This window comes from Caulobacter sp. 17J80-11 (assembly GCF_014349105.1).
In the GTDB taxonomy this organism is placed as follows: domain Bacteria; phylum Pseudomonadota; class Alphaproteobacteria; order Caulobacterales; family Caulobacteraceae; genus 17J80-11.
On sequence record NZ_JACSJI010000001.1, the window covers coordinates 228,653 to 247,508 of the forward strand.

General features: G+C 70.1%; 16 protein-coding genes. 9 read left to right on the forward strand and 7 right to left on the reverse strand.

All coding sequences use genetic code 11. The annotated features are described in order from the left end of the window. The gene (gene ppk2 / locus H8B08_RS01205; protein ID WP_187448396.1) at window positions 1-801 is read left to right on the forward strand and encodes a polyphosphate kinase 2; all 801 of its coding nucleotides are present in this window, start codon (window positions 1-3) and stop codon (window positions 799-801) included. Window positions 802-805: 4 nt separating this feature from the next. Here ppk2 and H8B08_RS01210 read toward each other — a convergent pair whose 3' ends face one another. After that, window positions 806-1,822, reverse strand: a complete 1,017-nt coding sequence (locus H8B08_RS01210) for an AraC family transcriptional regulator (RefSeq protein WP_187448397.1) — start codon at window positions 1,820-1,822, stop codon at window positions 806-808. 164 nt (window positions 1,823-1,986) lie between these two features. On the opposite strand from H8B08_RS01210, the gene H8B08_RS01215 reads away from it, so the two are divergent. The 6 genes from H8B08_RS01215 to H8B08_RS01240 all read left to right on the forward strand — a co-directional run bounded on the left by H8B08_RS01215 (window position 1,987) and on the right by H8B08_RS01240 (window position 10,675). Continuing rightward, window positions 1,987-4,470: a TonB-dependent receptor gene (locus tag H8B08_RS01215; RefSeq protein ID WP_187448398.1), complete on the forward strand. Its 2,484-nt coding sequence runs from the start codon at window positions 1,987-1,989 to the stop codon at window positions 4,468-4,470. A gap of 100 nt (window positions 4,471-4,570) precedes the next feature. Further along, a complete protein-coding gene (locus tag H8B08_RS01220; protein WP_187448399.1) occupies window positions 4,571-5,974 on the forward strand; it encodes a coniferyl aldehyde dehydrogenase in 1,404 nt (467 codons plus the stop codon). 36 nt (window positions 5,975-6,010) lie between these two features. Further along, window positions 6,011-6,490, forward strand: coding sequence for a hypothetical protein (locus H8B08_RS01225; RefSeq protein WP_187448400.1), 480 nt, complete (start codon window positions 6,011-6,013; stop codon window positions 6,488-6,490). Window positions 6,491-6,583: 93 nt separating this feature from the next. Then, entirely contained in the window at window positions 6,584-8,170 is a 1,587-nt protein-coding gene (locus H8B08_RS01230; protein ID WP_187448401.1) for a GMC family oxidoreductase, read from the forward strand. A 124-nt stretch (window positions 8,171-8,294) separates the two neighbouring features. Then, window positions 8,295-10,271, forward strand: coding sequence for an alkyl/aryl-sulfatase (locus H8B08_RS01235; protein WP_187448402.1), 1,977 nt, complete (start codon window positions 8,295-8,297; stop codon window positions 10,269-10,271). Between the two features lie 125 nt (window positions 10,272-10,396). Next, on the forward strand, window positions 10,397-10,675 hold the full coding sequence (locus H8B08_RS01240) for a hypothetical protein (RefSeq protein WP_187448403.1): 279 nt from the start codon (window positions 10,397-10,399) through the stop codon (window positions 10,673-10,675). 64 nt (window positions 10,676-10,739) lie between these two features. Here the strand turns inward: H8B08_RS01240 and rpmB are convergent, their stop codons facing one another. Beyond that, window positions 10,740-11,033 carry a 50S ribosomal protein L28 gene (rpmB, locus tag H8B08_RS01245; RefSeq protein ID WP_163259867.1) on the reverse strand — a complete coding sequence of 98 codons (294 nt, stop codon included), beginning with the start codon at window positions 11,031-11,033 and terminating at the stop codon, window positions 10,740-10,742. 225 nt (window positions 11,034-11,258) lie between these two features. Between rpmB and H8B08_RS01250 the strand changes: the two genes are divergently transcribed. After that, on the forward strand, window positions 11,259-11,717 hold the full coding sequence (locus tag H8B08_RS01250; RefSeq protein WP_187448404.1) for a DUF3617 family protein: 459 nt from the start codon (window positions 11,259-11,261) through the stop codon (window positions 11,715-11,717). Window positions 11,718-11,791: 74 nt separating this feature from the next. On the opposite strand, the gene H8B08_RS01255 is transcribed toward H8B08_RS01250, so the two are convergent. The 5 genes from H8B08_RS01255 to H8B08_RS01275 all read right to left on the reverse strand — a co-directional run bounded on the left by H8B08_RS01255 (window position 11,792) and on the right by H8B08_RS01275 (window position 18,012). Further along, on the reverse strand, window positions 11,792-12,301 hold the full coding sequence (locus tag H8B08_RS01255) for a CarD family transcriptional regulator (protein ID WP_187448405.1): 510 nt from the start codon (window positions 12,299-12,301) through the stop codon (window positions 11,792-11,794). A 268-nt stretch (window positions 12,302-12,569) separates the two neighbouring features. Beyond that, entirely contained in the window at window positions 12,570-12,911 is a 342-nt protein-coding gene (gene fdxA, locus H8B08_RS01260) for a ferredoxin FdxA (RefSeq protein ID WP_187448406.1), read from the reverse strand. Between the two features lie 88 nt (window positions 12,912-12,999). Then, window positions 13,000-13,350, reverse strand: a complete 351-nt coding sequence (locus H8B08_RS01265; RefSeq protein WP_187448407.1) for an RNA-binding S4 domain-containing protein — start codon at window positions 13,348-13,350, stop codon at window positions 13,000-13,002. Then, the gene (locus H8B08_RS01270; protein ID WP_187448408.1) at window positions 13,347-15,893 is read right to left on the reverse strand and encodes a helicase-related protein; all 2,547 of its coding nucleotides are present in this window, start codon (window positions 15,891-15,893) and stop codon (window positions 13,347-13,349) included. The genes H8B08_RS01265 and H8B08_RS01270 overlap by 4 nt, the downstream gene beginning before the upstream one ends. A gap of 187 nt (window positions 15,894-16,080) precedes the next feature. After that, window positions 16,081-18,012 (reverse strand): PAS domain-containing sensor histidine kinase, encoded by a 1,932-nt coding sequence (locus H8B08_RS01275; protein WP_187448409.1) that lies wholly within the window; start codon window positions 18,010-18,012, stop codon window positions 16,081-16,083. Window positions 18,013-18,169: 157 nt separating this feature from the next. On the opposite strand from H8B08_RS01275, the gene H8B08_RS01280 reads away from it, so the two are divergent. Next, the gene (locus H8B08_RS01280; protein ID WP_187448410.1) at window positions 18,170-18,733 is read left to right on the forward strand and encodes an NADPH-dependent FMN reductase; all 564 of its coding nucleotides are present in this window, start codon (window positions 18,170-18,172) and stop codon (window positions 18,731-18,733) included. The last annotated feature ends 123 nt before the right edge of the window (window positions 18,734-18,856 follow it).

The following is an 18,856-nucleotide window of genomic DNA, read 5'->3' on the forward strand; positions in this document are numbered from 1 at the left end:
ATGGGCAAGAAGTCCGACGGCAAAACGAAAAAGCTCGGGCGCAAGGAGTACGAGAAGGAATTGCAGAAGCTGCAGGTCGAGCTCGCCCACCTGCAGGCCTGGGTGCAGTCGACCGGCGCGCGCGTCGTCATCGTGTTCGAAGGCCGCGACGCCGCCGGCAAGGGCGGCCTGATCAAGGCCATCACCGAACGGGTCAGCCCGCGGGTGTTCCGGGTCGCAGCCCTCCCGGCGCCGTCGGACCGCGAGAAGTCGCAGCTCTACATCCAGCGCTACCTGCAGTATTTCCCCGCCGCCGGCGAAATCGTGCTGTTCGACCGCAGCTGGTACAACCGCGCCGGCGTCGAATACGTCATGGGCTTCTGCACCGAGAAGCAGCGCGACCGCTTCCTGGAGCTGACGCCTCAGGTCGAGCAGTGGGTCATCGAGTCCGGCATCCAGCTGATCAAGCTGTGGCTGGAGGTCGGCATGGACGAGCAGGAGCGCCGCTTCCAGGCGCGCATCACCGACCCGCTGCGCCAGTGGAAGCTCAGTCCCATGGACCTGGGCGCCTACGAGAAGTGGTACGCCTATTCGAAGGCGCGCGACCGCATGCTGGAGGCCACCGACCGCGACGAGTCGCCCTGGTGGATCCTGCATTCCGACGACAAGAAGCGCGCCCGGCTGAACGGCATCCGCCACATCCTGTCGCTGATCCCCTACGAGAAGCCCAAGCGTGCTGAGGTCGAGCTGCCCAAGCGCTCGAAGAAGGGCGAGTACGACGACGAACTGCGCGGCCGCCGGTTCGTCGCCGAGCGGTACTGAGATCTCAGGCGCAGGCGGCGCGCGCGCCCGGATCGGCGCGCAACTGGCGCGGCGACAGGCCGAACCAGCGGCGGCAGCTGCGGGTGAAGGCCGAGGGCTCCGCGTAGCCGAGCAGGGCGCTCACCTGGGACAGCGGCAGCTCCGGCTGGGCCAGATAGCGCAGGGCCAGCCCCCGCCGCGCGTCGTCGCGCAGGTCCTCGAAGCTGGCTCCTTCGTCCTTGAGGCGCCGTTGCAAGGTGCGCGGCTGCAGGCGGAGCGCGGCGGCGACCTCCACGTGGGTGCAACGCTCGACGCTGAGCAGCCGCTCGGCCAGGGCGCGCACCTGGGCCGCCAGCCGCCCGGCCGGGGCGGGGAAGGTCGCCTGGAGATAGCCGGCGGCGATCTCGTGCAGCTGCGCGTCGCGCCCGCGGATCGGCAGGGCTAGGTCTTCGGCCGTGATCAGGACCGCGTCCTCGGACGCTTCGAAACGCACCGGCGCGCCGAAGAACTGTGCGTGCGCGGTCGTGAGCGGCCGATGGCGGAAGGTGACGCCCAGCGGGCGCAGCCGCCCGTCCGAGAGAACCGCCAGGATGCGGCCGAGCAGGCCCACGTGGGCCTCGATCGCCTGGCGGTGCGGCCCCAGCCGCGGCAACAACAGCTCCAGCTTGACGGCGACGCGCGACGTCCCGGCGACCGGCTCCAGCGTCAGCTGCACCGCGGGAGAGTGGGTGTAGAGGTATTTGCCCGCGAAGCTCAGCGCCTCGCCGACGGTCGGCGCGTTGCCGACCGCCACCGCCATCGGCCCGAGCACGTCGATGTCCTGCTCGGCCGCCAGGCGCAGGCCGAAGTCCGGGCAGTTGAGGGTGACCGCGGCCCGTTCCAGCGCGTGGACCAGTCCGCGGTGTGAAATGAAGGCGCGAGGGTCCTCGATCGCGGCGGGATCGATGTGCGCCTCGGCGAGCAGACGGACGGGGTCGCCGCCGAGCTGTCGAACCAGCGCCGGGAAGCCCCGGGCGCAGTCGGCGCGCACCATCAAGCTCATCGCGTTTCCCCCTGCGGGCGAGATGCGACAATAGTCGCACGCTCGCTGTCGCATGAAGATAACTTTCTGTCGCGCCCCGGCAAGACGCGCCTGCGCCGCCGTAACTAGCCTTCTCCCTGAGCCCCGTCGGAATCCGAAGAAGAGCGGGGTCGTCGGGGGAAGACATGACCAGAATGAAGCTGCTGGCCGCGACGGCCAGCGTGTGCGCGCTCGCCGCCGGGGCGGCTTTCGCGCAGGACGGTGGGCAGGCGCCGAACGACGGAGGCGCCACGCTCGACGAGATCGTCGTCACCGCCCAGAAGCGCGAGCAGACGCTTCAGGACGTGCCGATCTCGGTCGCGGTAGTTTCGGCCGAGGTCCTGCAGGAGCAGGGCGTCCAGAAGCTGCAGGACCTGCAGACCAAGGTGCCGAACTTCTCGATGACCGAGACCGGCATCGGCACCAACATCGCCGTCCGCGGCATCTTCTCGGGCGTCAACCAGGGCTTCGAGCAGTCGGTCGGCATGTATGTGGACGGCATCCACTACGGCCGCGCCCAGCAGACCCGCTCGCCCTTCCTGGACGTGCAGCGCGTCGAGGTGCTGCGCGGCCCGCAGTCGATCCTTTTCGGCAAGAACGCCATCGCCGGCGCGATGAACATCGTCTCCGCCGAGCCGAGCTTCAATCCGACCGGCTCGCTCTCCGTCGCCTACGACCCGGAGCATAACGACACCGAGACGGTCGGCATGCTGTCCGGGCCGCTGAACGAGAAGATGCGCGTGCGCCTGGCCGGCCGCTACCACGAGGGCGACGGCTACATCCACAACGCCACCCTGGACCGCGACGAGCCGGAGCGGCTGGACTGGAACGTCCGGGGCACGGTCGCGATCGACGTCACCGACAACCTGGAAGTGACGATCAAGGCCGAGAAGGGCCGGTTCAACGTCAACGGCCGCAACATGGAGATCTTCGGCGAGACGCCGTCGACCTCGGCCAACCCGGCCTTCGCCGGCAAGACCTACGACCAGATCCTGACCTTCATCGGAAACCTGAGCCCGACCGACGCGGTGGTGGTCGATCCGTCGGTGTCGAACATTACGAGGGACGGGATCCGCTCGTCGAACGGCGACCTTAGCCGCAATGACACCCAGAACTACGTCCTGACCGCCAACTGGGAAACCAAGCTCGGCACCCTCACCGCGATCAGCGGCCTGTCGAAGTTCGCCTACAACGAAGTCTGCGACTGCGACTTCACCGGCGCGGTGGTGTTCAACGCCGCCCTGCAGGAGGACTATCGGCAGGTCAGCCACGAGTTGCGGCTGGTGTCGCCGACCGGCGGGAAGTTCGACTACATCGTCGGCGGCTTCTACCAGTCGAGCGAGCACGCGTACGCCGACCAGATCAACGTGCCGCTGGATTCCGTGCTGGTCCCGGTGATCAACATGTCGAACCCGGGCGCCGGCACCCTGCTCGCCGGCACCCGCGCTTCGCGCCAGGCTTCGGTCGACGCCAAGGTGCAGTCGGCCTTCGCCCAGGGCACATGGCACGTAACCGACGATCTGCGCTTCACCGTCGGCGGCCGGATCACCAAGGAACAGAAGGACGGCGACCGGACCCTGACGATCCAGAAGCTCGACGGCACGGCCCTGGCCGGGACGCAGGCGATCGTCGCGCCGATCGTCTACGCCAACGCCTTCAAGGTCTCGTCGGCCAACCTGACCACGATCGCCAGCATGGGGGTTCCGACCTATTCGGCCCAGGCCGCGGGCCTGGCGGCCCTCCTCGGCACGCATCCCGTGTCGGGCGTCATCGACGACACCACCTTCACGCCGTCGGTGAACGTCCAGTACGACGTCAACGACGACATCATGCTCTACGCCACCTGGGCGAAGGGCTCGAAGTCGGGCGGCTTCGACTTCCGCGGCAACAACCGGGGCTTCTACAGCTCCATGGCCGACGCCTTCGAGTTCTCGGACGAGAAGGCCACCACCTACGAGGTCGGCTCGAAAATGCGCCTGCTCGGCGGCCGGGCCGAGCTGAACGGGGCCGTCTACTACACCGACATGCAGGACCTGCAGGTCTCGGTGTTCGACGGCGTGCTCGGCTTCGTGGTCGGCAACGCCGACGCCCGCACCTACGGTCTGGAGGCCGACGGCCGCTTCGCCGTCACCGACAACCTGACCGCGCGTGCCTCGTTCTCGCTGACCGATTTCGAGTTCACCGACCACAAGATGGGCCAGTGCTATCCGGGCCAGACCACCGACGTGATCAACCCGGTCACCCAGCAATGCGACTACACCGGCAAGACCAACCAACTGGTGGCCGACTGGCAGGGCGCGCTGGCGCTGGACTACGAGCGGCCGATCACGGGCGACCTGGAATTCCGCGGCTCGATCGATGTGGCGGCCAACGCCGGCTACAACGCCTCCGCCCAGCTCGACCCGGCGCAGGTGCAGGAGGCCTTCGCCATGGCCAACCTGCGCCTCGCGCTCGGCGACAGCGCCGGTCGCTGGGAACTGGCCGTGCTCGGCAAGAACCTGACCGACGAGCAGGTGCTGCAGTTCGGCGGCCCGACGCCGCTCGCCTACAACACCTTCAAGGCCAACAGCCACTACAACCTGGTCGGCCAGGGCCGCACCGTCACCCTGCAAGCGCGGGTGAAGTTCTGAGTACTTCCTGAGCTGCCCACTCACCGGCCCGGCCTAGCGCCGGGCCGGCTTTTTTTCGGCGCGAGTGCTGCGCCGGACCCGCTTTTCGCGAGGACGCCCGATGCTCCACGCCCAGCCATCCGTCGCCGACCTGCAGCTCTCGCTGGCCCGCCAGCGGGCGGCGTTCCACACGCAACCTTATCCGTCGCTGGCCCAGCGCCGGGCGGCGCTGAAGCGGCTGCGCGCGGCCATCCGCAAGCACGCCTCGGCCCTGGCCCAGGCCGCCCAGGCCGACTTCGGCTCGCGCGCGACCGCCGAGACCCTGATGCTGGACGTCGCGCCCTCGGTGCTGCACGTCGACCACCTGCTGCGGCGCCTCGGCCGGCTGATGAAGCCGTCGCGTCGCGGGGTGGAATGGCTGTTCCTGACCAACCGGGCCTGGGTGGCCTACCAGCCCAAGGGCGTGGTCGGGATCATGGCCCCCTGGAACTTCCCGATCTACCTGGTGCTCGGCCCGCTGGCGACGGCGCTGGCGGCCGGCAACCGCTGCATGATCAAGACCTCCGAGCATGCGCCCCAGACCTCTCAGGCGCTGAAACAGATGCTGGCGACCTGCTTCGACCGGGACGAGGTTGCGGTGGTCGAAGGCGGGCCGGCGGTGGCCGCCGCCTTCTCGCGCCTGCCGTTCGATCACATCGTTTTCACGGGCTCGCCGGAGATCGGCCGCCACGTCATGCGCGCCGCCGCCGACAACCTGACCCCGGTCACGCTGGAACTGGGCGGCAAGTCGCCGGCCCTGGTGTCGGCCACCGCCGACCTGCGCGTCGCGGCCCGACGCGTCGCCCACGGCAAGACCACCAACGCCGGCCAGGTCTGCGTCGCGCCAGACTACGCCCTGGTGCCCCGCGCCTCGGCCGAAGTCTTCGCGCAGATGACCGTCGCCGCCGCCGACCGGCTCTGCGGGGACGACGACAATTGCAGCCTGATCCACGACGGCGCCTACGCGCGCCAGCAGGCCCTGATCGAGGACGCCCGCGACAAGGGGGCGACGGTCTTGGTCGCGCCAGGCGGGGCGGGGCGTCGCATGCCCCTGCACGTCGTGCTGGGCGTCACCGACGACATGCGCCTGGCGCGCGAAGAGATTTTCGGCCCGATCCTGCCGGTGTTCACCTACGACCGGTTCGAGGAGGCGGTGGAGCGGATCAACATCGGGACCCGGCCGCTGGCGCTCTACTACTTCGGTCACGACCCGGCCGAGCGCGAGACCGTGCTCAAGCGCACCCATTCGGGCGGCGTCACCTTCAACGACTGGGGCTGGCACGTGGTCAACCACGACCTGCCGTTCGGCGGCGTCGGGACCTCGGGCATGGGCAACTACCACGGCGACGAGGGCTTCCGGGAGCTCTCCCACGCCAAGGCGGTGTACGACCAGCACCGGCTGTTCCCGATCGAGTTGTTCCACCCGCCGTACGGCGGCCTGCTGCAGCGGCTGGCGTTGTTCGTCATGACGGGGCGCGCCGGTTGATGTCCGTGCGCGCACGCGAGGCGTAAGATGGGCGCCATGGCGCGCTACACGGTCGACGCCGAAGCCGTCCGGGCTGAGAGCCGCATGGTCGCCCTGCAGACCGCGGTCGCCCTGCTGCGCCTGATCGAGGCCTTCCGGGAGATGTTCGGCTCGGACGTCGACCGATTGATGATCCTGCTGGCGGTCGGCGCGATCACCGCCGAGCGGCCGGTGAAGGCCACGGACTCGCCGGAGCACTACGTGCGTTTCGGCGTTCCCATCCCCAGCGAGGACATGACCCGCTGCACGGCCCTGTCGATCGCTGCGGCCACGGGCCTGCCGCGCGAGACGGCGCGCCGCAAGACCAAGCAGATGATCGACGACGGGGTGCTGCGCCGCGACGCCCACGTCGGCATCCGGGTCAACGAGCAGATCCTGCAGAGCCCGGAGTTCCTGGCGCTGGTTCAACGCCACGCGGGCGAAATCGCGCGCTTGGCCAACGCTCTGATGGAGCGCGGCGTCCTCGTCGAAAGCTGACGCGCCGGGACTCCCCAAAACGGGTAGCGCCGCCCGCCCACCCGGCGTTCGCTCTCCTAGCCTGCTCCAAAGACCTGTTCGGGAGGCGGGCGTATGGAGTTCGATTACGTGATCGTCGGCGGCGGCTCGGCCGGCTGCGTGCTGGCCAACCGCCTGAGCGCCGATCCGGGCGTCAGCGTCTGCCTGGTCGAGGCCGGCCCGGCCGACACCTCGCCGCTGATCCACACCCCGGCCGGCATTCTCGGCATCCTTCCGACCAGGCACGTGAACTGGGCGTTCAAGACCACGCCGCAGCCGGGGCTAGGCGGGCGCGTCGGCTACCAGCCGCGCGGCAAGACCCTGGGCGGGTCCAGCGCGATCAACGCGATGATCTACATCCGCGGCCACCGCAGCGACTACGACGACTGGGCGGCGCTGGGGAACGAAGGCTGGGGCTATGACGACGTCCTGCCGCTGTTCCGAAAGTCCGAGGACTATTTCGGCGGGGCGAACGACTTCCACGGCGCGGGCGGCGAGCTGACGGTCAGCGCGCTCGACGCCCACCAGGCCACCCGCGACTTCGTCGAGGCGGGCCGGACCGCCGGCCACCAGGTCAACGACGACTTCAACGGCGCCGAGCAGGAGGGCGTGGGCCACTACCACGTGACGATCCGCAAGGGCCGGCGTTGCAGCGCCGCCGTGGGCTTCCTGCACCCGGTCCGGGTGCGGACCAACCTGACCGTGTTGACCGGTGCGCGCGCCACCGGCCTGGCCATGCAGGGGAAGCGGGTCACCGGCGTGAACGTCCGCGTCGGCGGCAAGAAGACCACCCTGACGGCCCGCCGCGAGACCGTGCTGGCGGCCGGCGCCTTCGGTTCGCCGCAGCTGCTGCTGCTGTCCGGCATCGGTCCGGAGTCGGAGCTGAAGCCGCACGGGATCGCCACCCGCCACGCCCTGCCGGGCGTCGGCCGCAACCTCGTCGACCACCCCGACTACATCCTGGCCTACAAGTCCCCCGACCAGAGCCTGATGGGCTATTCGGTCCCGGGCGTGGCCACCATGGCCAAGGGCTTCTTCGAGTACCGGAAGACCCAGACCGGGCCGCTGGCGACCAACTTCGGCGAGGCCGGCGCCTTCCTGAAGACCGCGCCGTCTCTGTCGCGCCCGGACGTGCAGCTGCACTGGGTGATCGGCGTCGTCGACGACCATAACCGCAAGCTGCACCTGGGCCACGGCATGAGCGCCCACGTCTGCGTGCTGCGACCCAAGAGCCGCGGTTCGGTCGGCCTGCGCTCGGCCGACCCCATGGCCGCGCCGCGAATCGACCCGAACTTCCTCTCGCACGACGACGACGTCGCCACCCTGCTGAAGGGCTACAAGCTGACCCGCGAGATCATGAACTCGGGGCCGCTGACCCGCTACGCCGGGCGCGAGATCTACCAGGCCGGCGACGACGTCGAGCAGCTGATCAGCCTGCTGCGCCGGCGCACCGACACCATCTATCACCCGGTCGGCACCTGTCGGATGGGCGCCGACGAGTTCGCCGTGGTCGACCAGCGCCTGCGCGTCCACGGCGTCCAGGGCCTGCGCGTGGTCGACGCCTCGATCATGCCGACCCTGGTCGGCGGCAACACCAACGCGCCCACCATCATGATCGCCGAAAAGGGCGCGCAGATGATCGCCGAGGACTGGGCCGCCTGATGGCCCTGCGGTCCCGACCTCCGGCCCGGGACCGCGCCCGCTTCCACCACGACCGCCTCAGCCGGCCGAACTTCGGTCCGGCGGCGCGGCCGCATGCTTTTCGCCCAGCTTGGGGGACCCCGCCTTGCACCTGAAATCCGCCGCTCTCGCCCTTCTCGCCGCCGTGGCGGCCACCACCGCCCAGGCCGCGGAGCCCGCGCCCGCCGACGCCACCTCGGCCACCCGCACGGCCAACGCCGGCCTCCTGGACAAGCTGCCCTTCGCCGACAAACGCGACTTCGAGGACGCCGCCCGCGGCTTCCTCGGCAGCGTGCCGGGCGGCGAGATCCGGGCCGCCGACGGCCGCGTGCTGTGGAGCCAGCAGCAGTTCGATTTCCTGAAGGGCGAGACCGCCCCCGCGACGGTGAACCCCAGCCTGTGGCGCCAGGCGCGGCTGAACACCTTCCACGGCCTCTTCAGGGTCACCGACAGGGTCTACCAGGTGCGCGGCCTGGACGTGGCCAACATGACCATCGTGGAGGGCGACTCCGGCCTGATCGTCGTCGACGCCCTGACGATTCCCGAGGCCGCGAAGGCGGGGCTGGAGCTCTACTACGCGCACCGTCCGAGGAAGCCGGTGGTCGCGGTGATCTACACCCACGCGCACGCCGATCACTTCGGCGGCGTGCGCGGCCTGATCTCTGACGCCGACGTCGCGGCCGGGAAGGCGGTGGTGATCGCCCCCGACGGCTTCATGGCGCACGCCACCGCCGAGAACGTGCTGGCCGGCAACGCCATGAGCCGCCGCGCCCAGTACCAGTTCGGACCGCTCCTGCCGCCGGGCGAACGCGGCCTGGTCGACACCGGCCTGGGCAAGACCGTGTCGCGCGGCGCGCCCGGCCTGATCGCGCCGACCGACGTCATCGCCAAGCCGTTCGACACCCGCCGCGTCGACGGAGTCGACATCGAGTTTCAGCTCGCGCCCGGCTCCGAGTCGCCGGCCGAGATGCACCTCTACTTCCCGCAGTTCCGGGTGCTGGACATGGCGGAGAACGCGACCCGCACCATGCACAACCTCTACACCCTGCGGGGGGCCGAGGTGCGCGACGGCTCGGCCTGGTCGCGCTACCTGGGCGAGGCGCTGCAGCGCTACGGCGACCGAACCGACGTGCTGATCGCCCAGCACCATTGGCCGACCTTCGACCCGGTCCGCGCGCGCGAGCTGCTGGCGAACCAGCGTGACCTCTACAAGTACGTCAACGATCAGTCGCTGCGGCTCGCCAACCAGGGCCTGAAGCCGGCCGACATCTCGGCGATGCTGAAGCCGCCGCCGGGCCTGGAGCAAGACTGGGCCACGCGCGGCTACTACGGGACGCTGAGCCACAACGCCAAGGCGGTCTACCAGAAGTATCTCGGCTGGTACGACGCAAACCCGGCCAACCTCGACCCGCTGCCCACCGTCGAGCAGGCGAAGAAGACCATCGCCTACATGGGCGGCTCCAAGGCGGTGCTGAAGCGCGCCCGCGCCGACTACGCCCAGGGCGAGTACCGCTGGGTGGCGCAGGTGACGAGCCAGCTGGTGTTCGCCGATCCGGCCGACCGGGAGGCCCGTGAGCTCAGCGCGGCGGCCCTGGAGCAGCTGGGTTACCAGGCCGAGTCCGCCATCTGGCGCAACGCTTACCTGACCGGCGCGAAGGAGCTGCGTGAGGGGGCGCCGACCCAGGCCGGCCTGACCACCCTGTCGGCCGACGTGCTGAAGGGCGTCGACCTGCCGACCTTCTTCGACTTCCTGGGCGTGCGCTTGAACGGCGAGCGTGCGGCCGGCAAGCGCCTGCTGATGAACTGGACCTTCCCCGACCGGAACGAGACCTACGTGCTGAACCTCGAGCACGCGGCTCTGACCTGGCTGAAGGCCGATCCCGAGCCGAAGGCCGACGTCAGCCTGGTGCTGGACCGCGCGACGCTGGACGCCGTGACGCTGAAGCAGCTCACCCTGCCGGAGGCGCTGGCCGCAGGCCGTGTGCGCGTGCAGGGCGACCCGCGGCGGCTGGTGGAGTTCCTGGGCCTGCTGGACGACTTCTCGCCGACCTTCCCGATCGTCGAGCCGCCCGCGGCGCCCTGAGCGCGTCGCGGAACGCCGCGGGACCCGACCCGTTGAGGGTCAAAGGGATCCCCGTGATGCGTACAGACGAATCAAAGCCTCCGCCTCGCGCCGGGCCGCTGCGCCCGGTGGCGACCTCCTGCGAATTGCAGGCCGACATCGACTGCGGCCTGACCGGCGAGAAGGTCGCGGTGTTCGATCCCGCGGCCTCGCCGCTGGGCACGGACGAGGAAGCCGGCGGGACGCCCGCGTCTGCGGAATTGCTCGGGGAGGAGCGCCGTCGAGCGCGAATCTCGATCGACCTGGCCGATCCGTCGCAGGCGGCGATCGATACGGCGAAGAAGCGAGGCGTGAGCCCCGCGCTCGTGATCGCGGCGGCCGCGCTCGCGCTCGGCGCGGCGGCGGCCGTGGCGATGTTCGGCTGAGGAGCGCGCAAACAAAAAGGCCGGCGTCACCGCCGGCCTTTTCTCAGCCCCTTAGCCCCTCGGCTCAGGCGGTCGCCTGCGCGAGCTTGGCTTTGATCTGGCGCTTCAGGCGCAGGGCGCGCTGCGACAGATCTTCGTCCTTGGCCTTGACCAGGAAGGCGTCGAGCCCGCCCTTGAAGTCCAGGGTGCGCAGAGCCGCGTTGGTGATCCGCAGGCGATAGGACTGGCCCAGCGCTTCGGATTGCAGCGCGGTTTCGCGCAGCGACGGCAGGAACCGGCGCTTGGTCTTGATATTCGAGTGGCTCACGTTGTGGCCGACCATGGGGCCGACGCCCGTGAGTTCGCAGCGGCGCGACATGGCGAAGAAACCTTCCGCGGAAAATACGGTGCACGCGGGAGACGGGTCCCCCACGCGAGAGGGCGGCTTATAGGCCGGGGCCTTCGTCGGCGTCAAGCCTCGCACGGGCCGTTTCCCGCCCGGCGCGAATGCCGCAGACCCGGGGTCTCTGGGCGAGCCTGCGGCGTGACTATATAGTCGTTAACCCAGCCCCTGACGGCAGCAGCCGAGTGTGAGGAACCGCCCATGAATCGCGTTCGTTTCCGCGCCTTGCCCTTGGCCGCGACGGCGCTCGCCCTCCCGCTGATCGCGGGCCCCGTCGCCTCGCAGGCCCAGACCAAGCCGACCGGCGTGCTGCCCGGCTACTGGGAGTACCAGGCCAGGGTCGCGATCATCCCGGTCTCCAAGGAATACAAGTGCCTGAAGGCCGACGAGATCGAGAAATTCCTCTTCAACCCCTGCACCCGCCACTACAAGTGCACCTATCCGGTGAAGGAGGTCGGCGACGGCAAGGTGAAGCTGGACGGGACCTGGACCGACAAGAAGGGCCGCGAGGCCAAGGTGAAAGCGGACGGCACCTACACCCCGACCCTGGTGAAGCTGAAGGCCAACGTGAAGACCATTCACGGCCTGGGCGTGGCCGGCTCGATCACCGCCAAGCGGATCAGCGACACCTGCCCGCCGCCCGGGACCGAAAAGAAGTAAGCCTGCGCCGGCACGCGCAAACAAAAACGCCCGGCCTTTCGGCCGGGCGTTTCGCTTTTCAGGGCTGAGCGGCCTCAGGCGGCCTTGGTCAGCGACTTGGTCAGCATGGCCACAGCCGCGTCGCGGTCGATGCGCTCGATGGCGGCGACTTCGCGGGCCATGCGGTCCAGCGCCGATTCGTACAGCTGGCGCTCCGAATAGGACTGTTCCGGCTGGTTTTCGGCCCGGTGCAGGTCGCGGACCACTTCGGCGATCGAGATCAGATCGCCGGAGTTGATCTTGGCTTCGTATTCCTGGGCGCGGCGCGACCACATGGTGCGCTTCACCCGGGCGCGGCCCTTCAGGGTGGTCAGGGCCTTGGAGACGACGTCCTCGGCGGCGAGCGGCCGCAGGCCGGCGGTCTTGGCCTTCTTGGTCGGAACGCGCAGGGTCATCTTTTCGTGGTCGAAGGTGATGACGTACACCTCCAGCGACATGCCGGCGACTTCCTGGGTCTCGACGCCGGCCACGTGGCCCACGCCGTGGGCCGGGTAAACGACGTGGTCACCCACCTTGAAGTCCAGACCGGTCGGCTTGTTCGACATACCTGCAATGTCCTTTCGAAGGCGCGCGACGTGCGGAAGTCCCGTCTGCGGCGTCGATCCGACGCCGGCGCGGCCCGGTCAGGGGCCGTCCCGGCGCGGTTCTGAACGCTGGTTCGAGAATCCCGACCTTTGCCGATGGCGCGCCTTTATGAGCGACAGCTCTCATTCATGAACGCGGGCGGCCCGCTTTGCGCGTGAGCCGCCCGACTGTTTTTGACGGTATCACGAAAAGACGCCGAAATAAAGGCTGGCCGCGTTCGGCCGAGGTTTAGGAGCCCTTGCCGGGGTTCGAGCTGAAGTATTTCTCGAACTTCTCGGTCTCGCGTTCGAACTCGGCCGCGTCGGCCGGCGGCTGGCCCTTATGGGTGATGTTCGGCCAAACCTTGGCGTAGGTGGCGTTCACTTGCAGCCACTTGCCGTCGGGCTCGTCTTCGGTGTCCGGCTTGATGGCGTCGACCGGGCATTCGGGCTCGCAGACCCCGCAGTCGATGCATTCGTCCGGGTTGATGACCAGGAAGTTCTCGCCTTCGTAGAAGCAGTCGACAGGACACACTTCCACGCAGTCCATGAACTTACATTTCACGCACGGGTCGGTGACGATGTAGGTCATCGAAACACTCTAGATACGTCGCTGGCGGCGGACGGGAGAGAAAGCGCGGCTTCGCGCGGCGCGCAATTTGATCCCCGAAGGCCCGATGTCAACCGCCCGATTCGGCGACGGAGTCCGGGGCCTTTGCATCCGGGGAAGGCGCGTCGAGGTCGCTGTAGAGGGTGCGGGCCTCGCTGGCGGGGCCGCGACGCTCGCCGCAGGATTCGATTCGCACCGCCACCAGCCGCCCGCCGACCGCGAACACGAGGGCGTCGCCGGGGCGCACCGTGCGCGAGGGCTTGTCCAGCCGCGCCTCCCGATCGCAGGCGCGGCCCTCGGCGCGGGTCAGGCGCACGCGCCCTTCCTCGATGAAGCCGGCCGCCAGGCCGCGGGTCTTGAAAAAGCGCGCGCGCCACAGCCAGACGTCGGCGCGGCAGGTCTCGCCGGTCTCGGGCGTCATGCGGAGGCCCGGGGCTTGGCCGGACGGCGCGGGCGGCGCCGGCGCTTCGGCTCGGCCCGCTTCAGCGCGGCGAGGGCGGCGAAGGGCGAGTCCTTGGGCGGGGGCGCGGCCCTGGCCGGCGCCTTCGGCTGACGCGCGCGCCAGACCGCCGGTTCGTCGCCGACCGCCTTGCGGGCGGGGGCGTAGCCCAGGCCGCGCAGAACGGCGGCGGCTTCGGCCTCCGACCAGCCGAGCTCGTCGCGCGCCTGATCCGACAGCATGGCGCCGCCCGCCTGCTTCGGCGCGGCGCGCAGCAGGGCGTCCAGCCGCTCCAGAGCCTCGACCGGCACGGCCAGCCCGCCGACCGCGCGCAGGCCGCGGGCCGACAGCGCGCGCGGCGAGGGCGTGGGCTGGGGCAAGGGCGTCAGCTGGTCCGGCGGCGCCTGCCAGGCGGGCGTCTCGACCGCGGCGAACGCCCCGGCCAGGGTGCGCGCGGCCGGCTTCAGCAACGACGGCAGCCAGACGCTGAAAGCCCCGATGCGGACGCCCAGGCCCTTCAGGGCGCGCCGCTCGGTCTGGCTGAGCGCCTTCAGGTCGCCTTCGACTTCGCGCCGGGCGAGCACCCCGCCGGCCTCGACCAGCCGCCAGGCGATTCCGCGGGGCAGGCCGCGCAGGCCGCCGTCGGCCACGGCCGCCTCCAGCCGCTTCAGTGCGCCCAGCCTGCGGCCGGCTTCCGCCGCCAGCCAGGCCTCAAGCCGTTGCGCGGCGCGGGCGCGGGCGGGCTCGGGGCCCATTTCGCCGAACAGGCGCACGCGCGGGGAGAACATCCGGCCGCCGGCGATCTTCGCCGCCGCCTCGCCGCGCCAGGTCACCGTGCCGTCGGGCAGCAGGCCGAACGCCTCGTCCGGCTCGGCGGCGATCCGGCCCAGCCGACGCGCCACCTCCGGTCCCACAGCCCGCTGGGCGGCGGCGCGCAGGGCGCGGTCCTCGAGCGTCGAACCGCCCTGGGCCGGGGCGAAATGCAGGCCGTGCAGGTCGCCCACGTAGTGGCCCTCGACCGTCACCGCGCCGTCCTCGCCCACGCCGGCCAGCACCTCGTCTCGGACGCGCAGCGCGCGCATCAGCACGCTGGTGCGCCGGTCGATGAAGCGCTGCATCAGGCGCTCGTGCAGGGTGTCGGACAGCCGGTCCTCCAGCCCGCGCATCTTCTCCTGCCAGTGGCCGGGCGACTTCAGCCAATCCGGCCGGTTGGCGACGTAGGCCAGGGTGCGCACGTTGGCGAGCCGGCGCGCGAGCGCGTCGATGTCGCCGTCGGTGCGGTCCAGCGCCTGGAACTGCGGCGCGATCCAGCCGTCGGAAAGCTGCTGGCGCGGGCCGGTCAGGTGCTCGAACACGGAGCGCACCAGGCGCACGTGCTCGTCGACCGAGACCTTGCGGAAGTCGGGGAGCTGACAGACGTCCCACAGCCGCAGCAGTCTCTCGCGGTTGCGGCAGGCGGCGACGATGTCCTCGTCCTTGACCAGCTGGCGCAGGGTGGTCTCGTCCAACGCCTCTTCCGACAGCTTCAGGCCGGAGAGCGGCGGCGGGGCGACCAGCGAGCGCAGCAGGTCGCTCAAAGAGCTGAAGTCGAGCCGGGAATTGCGCCACTCGGCCCCGCCCACCGGCTGGAAGCGGTGCTCCTCGACCGCCTCGACCAGGTCCTCGTCCATCTCCGGGCAGTCGCCGGTGACGCCGAAGGTGCCGTCGGTGCGGAAGCGGCCGGCGCGGCCGGCGATCTGGGCGATCTCCTGGGCGTGCAGCCAGCGGGTGCGTTTGCCGTCGAACTTGCGCAGCCCGGCGAAGGCCACGTGGTCGACGTCCATGTTCAGGCCCATGCCGATGGCGTCGGTGGCGACCAGGAAGTCGACCTCGCCGGACTGGTAGAGCTCGACCTGGGCGTTGCGGGTGCGCGGGCTTAAGGACCCCATCACCACGGCCGCGCCGCCGCGCTGGCGGCGGATCAGTTCGGCGATGGCGTAGACCTGGTCGGCCGAGAAGGCGACCACGGCGGTGCGCGCGGGCAGGCGGGTCAGCTTCTTGGGGCCGGCGTAGGTGAGGTGGGAGAACCGCTCGCGGGTGACGATCTCCACGTCCGGCAACAGGTGGCGGATCAGGGGCGCGATGGTGCCGGCGCCCAGGAACATGGTCTCGTGGCGACCGCGGGCGTGCAGCAGGCGCTGGGTGAAGACGTGACCCCGCGCCGGGTCGGCGCACAGCTGGATTTCGTCGATGGCCAGGAAGTCCACGTCGCGGGTCAGCGGCATGGCCTCGACGGTGCAGACGAAATACTGCGGCCGCGGCGGGACGATCTTCTCTTCGCCGGTGATCAGGGCGACCGAGCGGGGCCCCCGCGCGCGCACGATGCGGTCATAGACCTCGCGCGCCAGCAGCCGCAGCGGCAGGCCGATCATGCCCGACGAATGCGCGAGCATGCGTTCCACCGCGAGGTGGGTTTTGCCGGTGTTGGTCGGGCCGAGCACCGCCACCAGTCGCGAAGGGGCGGCGCCGGTGGAACGATCGCTCATGCTTCCAAGGTGGAGATTCGACCGTCGGGCGGCAAGCGGAGCTTCTCAGGGCGCGATCGCCGAAAGTGGAGGCCGGTTTCGGCGATGATCGCGCCCTAATCCAAGAATTAGAGCCTTTTCACCGGTTCCGAACCGTCTGGTTCGGAACCGAAAGGCTCTAGGGTAAACCCCTAAACCGCGTCCGGGTTCACGCCGCCTGCCGGGCCTCGGCGATCTCTGCGGCCTCGGCCAGGGCGGCGATCAGCCGGTCGGCGGCGATCGGCTTGGCCAGGTGGCGGTCGGCCCCGGCGGCGCGGCCGGCTTCCAGGTGCTCGGCCAGGGCGTTGGCGGTGAGCATGTGGATCGGCGTGCGCGGCAGGCCCTGCTGCGCCTCCCAGCGGCGGATCTCGCGGGTGGCGGTCAGGCCGTCCATGAACGGCATCTGCATGTCCATCAGCACCAGGTCGAAGGCCGGCAGTTCGCGGAAGGCGTCCAGCGCCTCCTGGCCGTTCTCGACCGAGACCATCTCGACGCCGACCTGGTCGAGGATCAGTTCGACCACCTTGCGGTTGGTCGGGTGGTCGTCGGCCAGCAGCACGCGCAGCGGCCGGTCGTCGGCCCCCGTCGGCTCCTCCAGGGCCTCCTGGGCGCTGGTCGCCGAGCGCGGGGTCTCGGCCTCGGCCAGCGACAGGTGCAGGGTGAAGTTCGAGCCTTCGCCGGGCGTGGAGTCGCAGTCCAGGTCGCCGCCCATCAGCTCGGCCAGCTGGCGCGAGATGGCCAGGCCCAGGCCCGTGCCGCCGAAGCGGCGGGTGATGGAGCCGTCGGCCTGCTGGAAGCGGCCGAACACGCGTTCCTTGTCGGCGGCGTCGAACCCGACGCCGGTGTCGCTGACCTCGAAGCGCCAGGCCCCGTCGGCGTCGCAGGCCGCCTTCAGACGCACCTCGCCCCACTCGGTGAACTTCACCGCGTTGGACAGCAGGTTCGTCAGGATCTGCTTCACGCGCACCGCGTCGCCCAGGACCCAGGCGTCGGCTTCGGCCGGGATGTCCACGCGGAACGCCACGCCCTTCTCCTCGGCGCGCAGGGCCAGCAGGCCGGCGACCGAGCGCAGGGCGTCGCCCAGGTGGAAGGGTTCGACCTGGATCTCGACCTGGCCGGATTCGACGCGGGCGAGGTCCAGCACTTCCGACAGCAGGCGCTCCAGCGTCTCGCCGGAGGCGCGGATCAGCTCGACCATTTCGCGCTGGGCGGGGCTGAGCTGGGTGCGGGCCAGCACGTCGGCCACGCCCACCACGCCGTTCAGCGGCGTGCGGATCTCGTGGCTCATGTTGGCCAGGAATTCGCTCTTGGCGCGGTTGGCGGACTCGGCGTGCTCCAGCGCCGCCTTCAGCGCTTCGGCGGCGGCGTGCTCGTCAGTGACGTCCTCGGCCACGCCGATGATGTGGCGCGCGCCCTCGTCGCCGTAGGTGGCCAGCGAGCGGCCGCGGAAGCGGCGCTTGGCGCCGTTCGCGACCGGGATCTCCATCTCCTCCAGGTGCACGCGGCCGGAGCGGACCACGCTCTGGTCCAGGCGCCGGCGCAGCGCGGCCAGGCGGCCCGGCATCAGGTCGGCGTCGGTGCGGCCCAGCACGTCGTCGCGCTCGACCCCGAACATGCGCTCGGCGGCCTGGTTCATCAGCACGTAGCGGCCGCTGCGCGCGTCCTTGGCGTAGAGCACGGCCGGGACGTGGTCGATGATGGTGTCGAGGAACGACTGCGTCTCGATCTCTGCGGTGACGTCGCGCGATTGGGTCAGGACCCGGATCACCCGGCCGGCCCGGTCGAACACCGGCGACACCACCGTATCCCACCAGCGCGGCGCGCCGGTTTCGACGGCCAGGAACACGCGGAAGCTCTTGGTCTGGCCGGCGGCCGCGGTCTCCACCGCATGCTGGGCGGCGGCGGCGTGCTCGGCCGGCCAAAGCGAATACCAGCTGCGGCTACGGATCCCGGCCAGCTCGCCGGCCTGCAGCAGGTCCAGCCCGCGCCGGTTCATGAAGGTCACGCGGCCGTCGCGCCGAAGCACGGCCAGGGCGTTCTGGCTGGCCTCGGCTATGCCCAGAAACAGGCCGCCGCGAACCTGGAGTGGCGCTTCGTCCAACCGTCGATCCCCGCACCGGTCCGCTCCTCGCTCGGGGGCGGCCGTTCGGATCAGTCTGCACCCGCAATCATGAAAGGATGGTTTTCCGCTCTCGGAATGAAACAACGCCGGCCGACCCCTGTTCTCGGCCTCGGGAATCGCTTTCGAGAGCAGCCGGATGAGCTCGCCCCGCGACGTCGCCGTCCTGGTCGGCAGCCTGCGTAAAGGGTCGCTGAACCTGAAGCTCGCCCACGCGCTGCGGGAACTCGCGCCGGCGAGCCTGAAGCTGGAGATCGTCCCGATCGGCGAGCTGCCGCTCTACAACGCCGATCTCGATGAGGATCCGCCGCCCGCCGCCTGGCGGGCCTTCCGCGAGCGGATCGCGGCCGCCGACGCCTTGCTGTTCGTCACGCCCGAGTACAACCGCTCGGTCCCCGGCGTGTTGAAGAACGCCATCGATGTCGGCTCGCGCCCGTACGGCCACAGCGCCTGGGCCGGCAAGCCGGGCGCGGTGATCAGCGGCTCGCCCGGCGCGATCGGCGGCTTCGGCGCCAACCACCATCTGCGCCAGTCGCTGGTGTTCCTGGACGTGCGGCCGCTGCAGCAGCCAGAGGCCTATGTGGGCGGGGCCCACAAGCTGTTCGACGAGGAGGGGCGGTTGACCAACGACGACACCCGCAAGTTCCTGCAGGCGTTCATGGACGCCTTCGCGGCGTGGGTGGAGAAGCAGCTCGCCGCCTGAGCTTAACGCAAGGGCATGCGGCGCCCGAACAGCGGCGAAACGAATCATGACCGAATCAGCGACATCGCCCGATTCAGCCTTTGTTCCCTACTACTAATGGTAGCCGATTCGAGCTTGGCCACA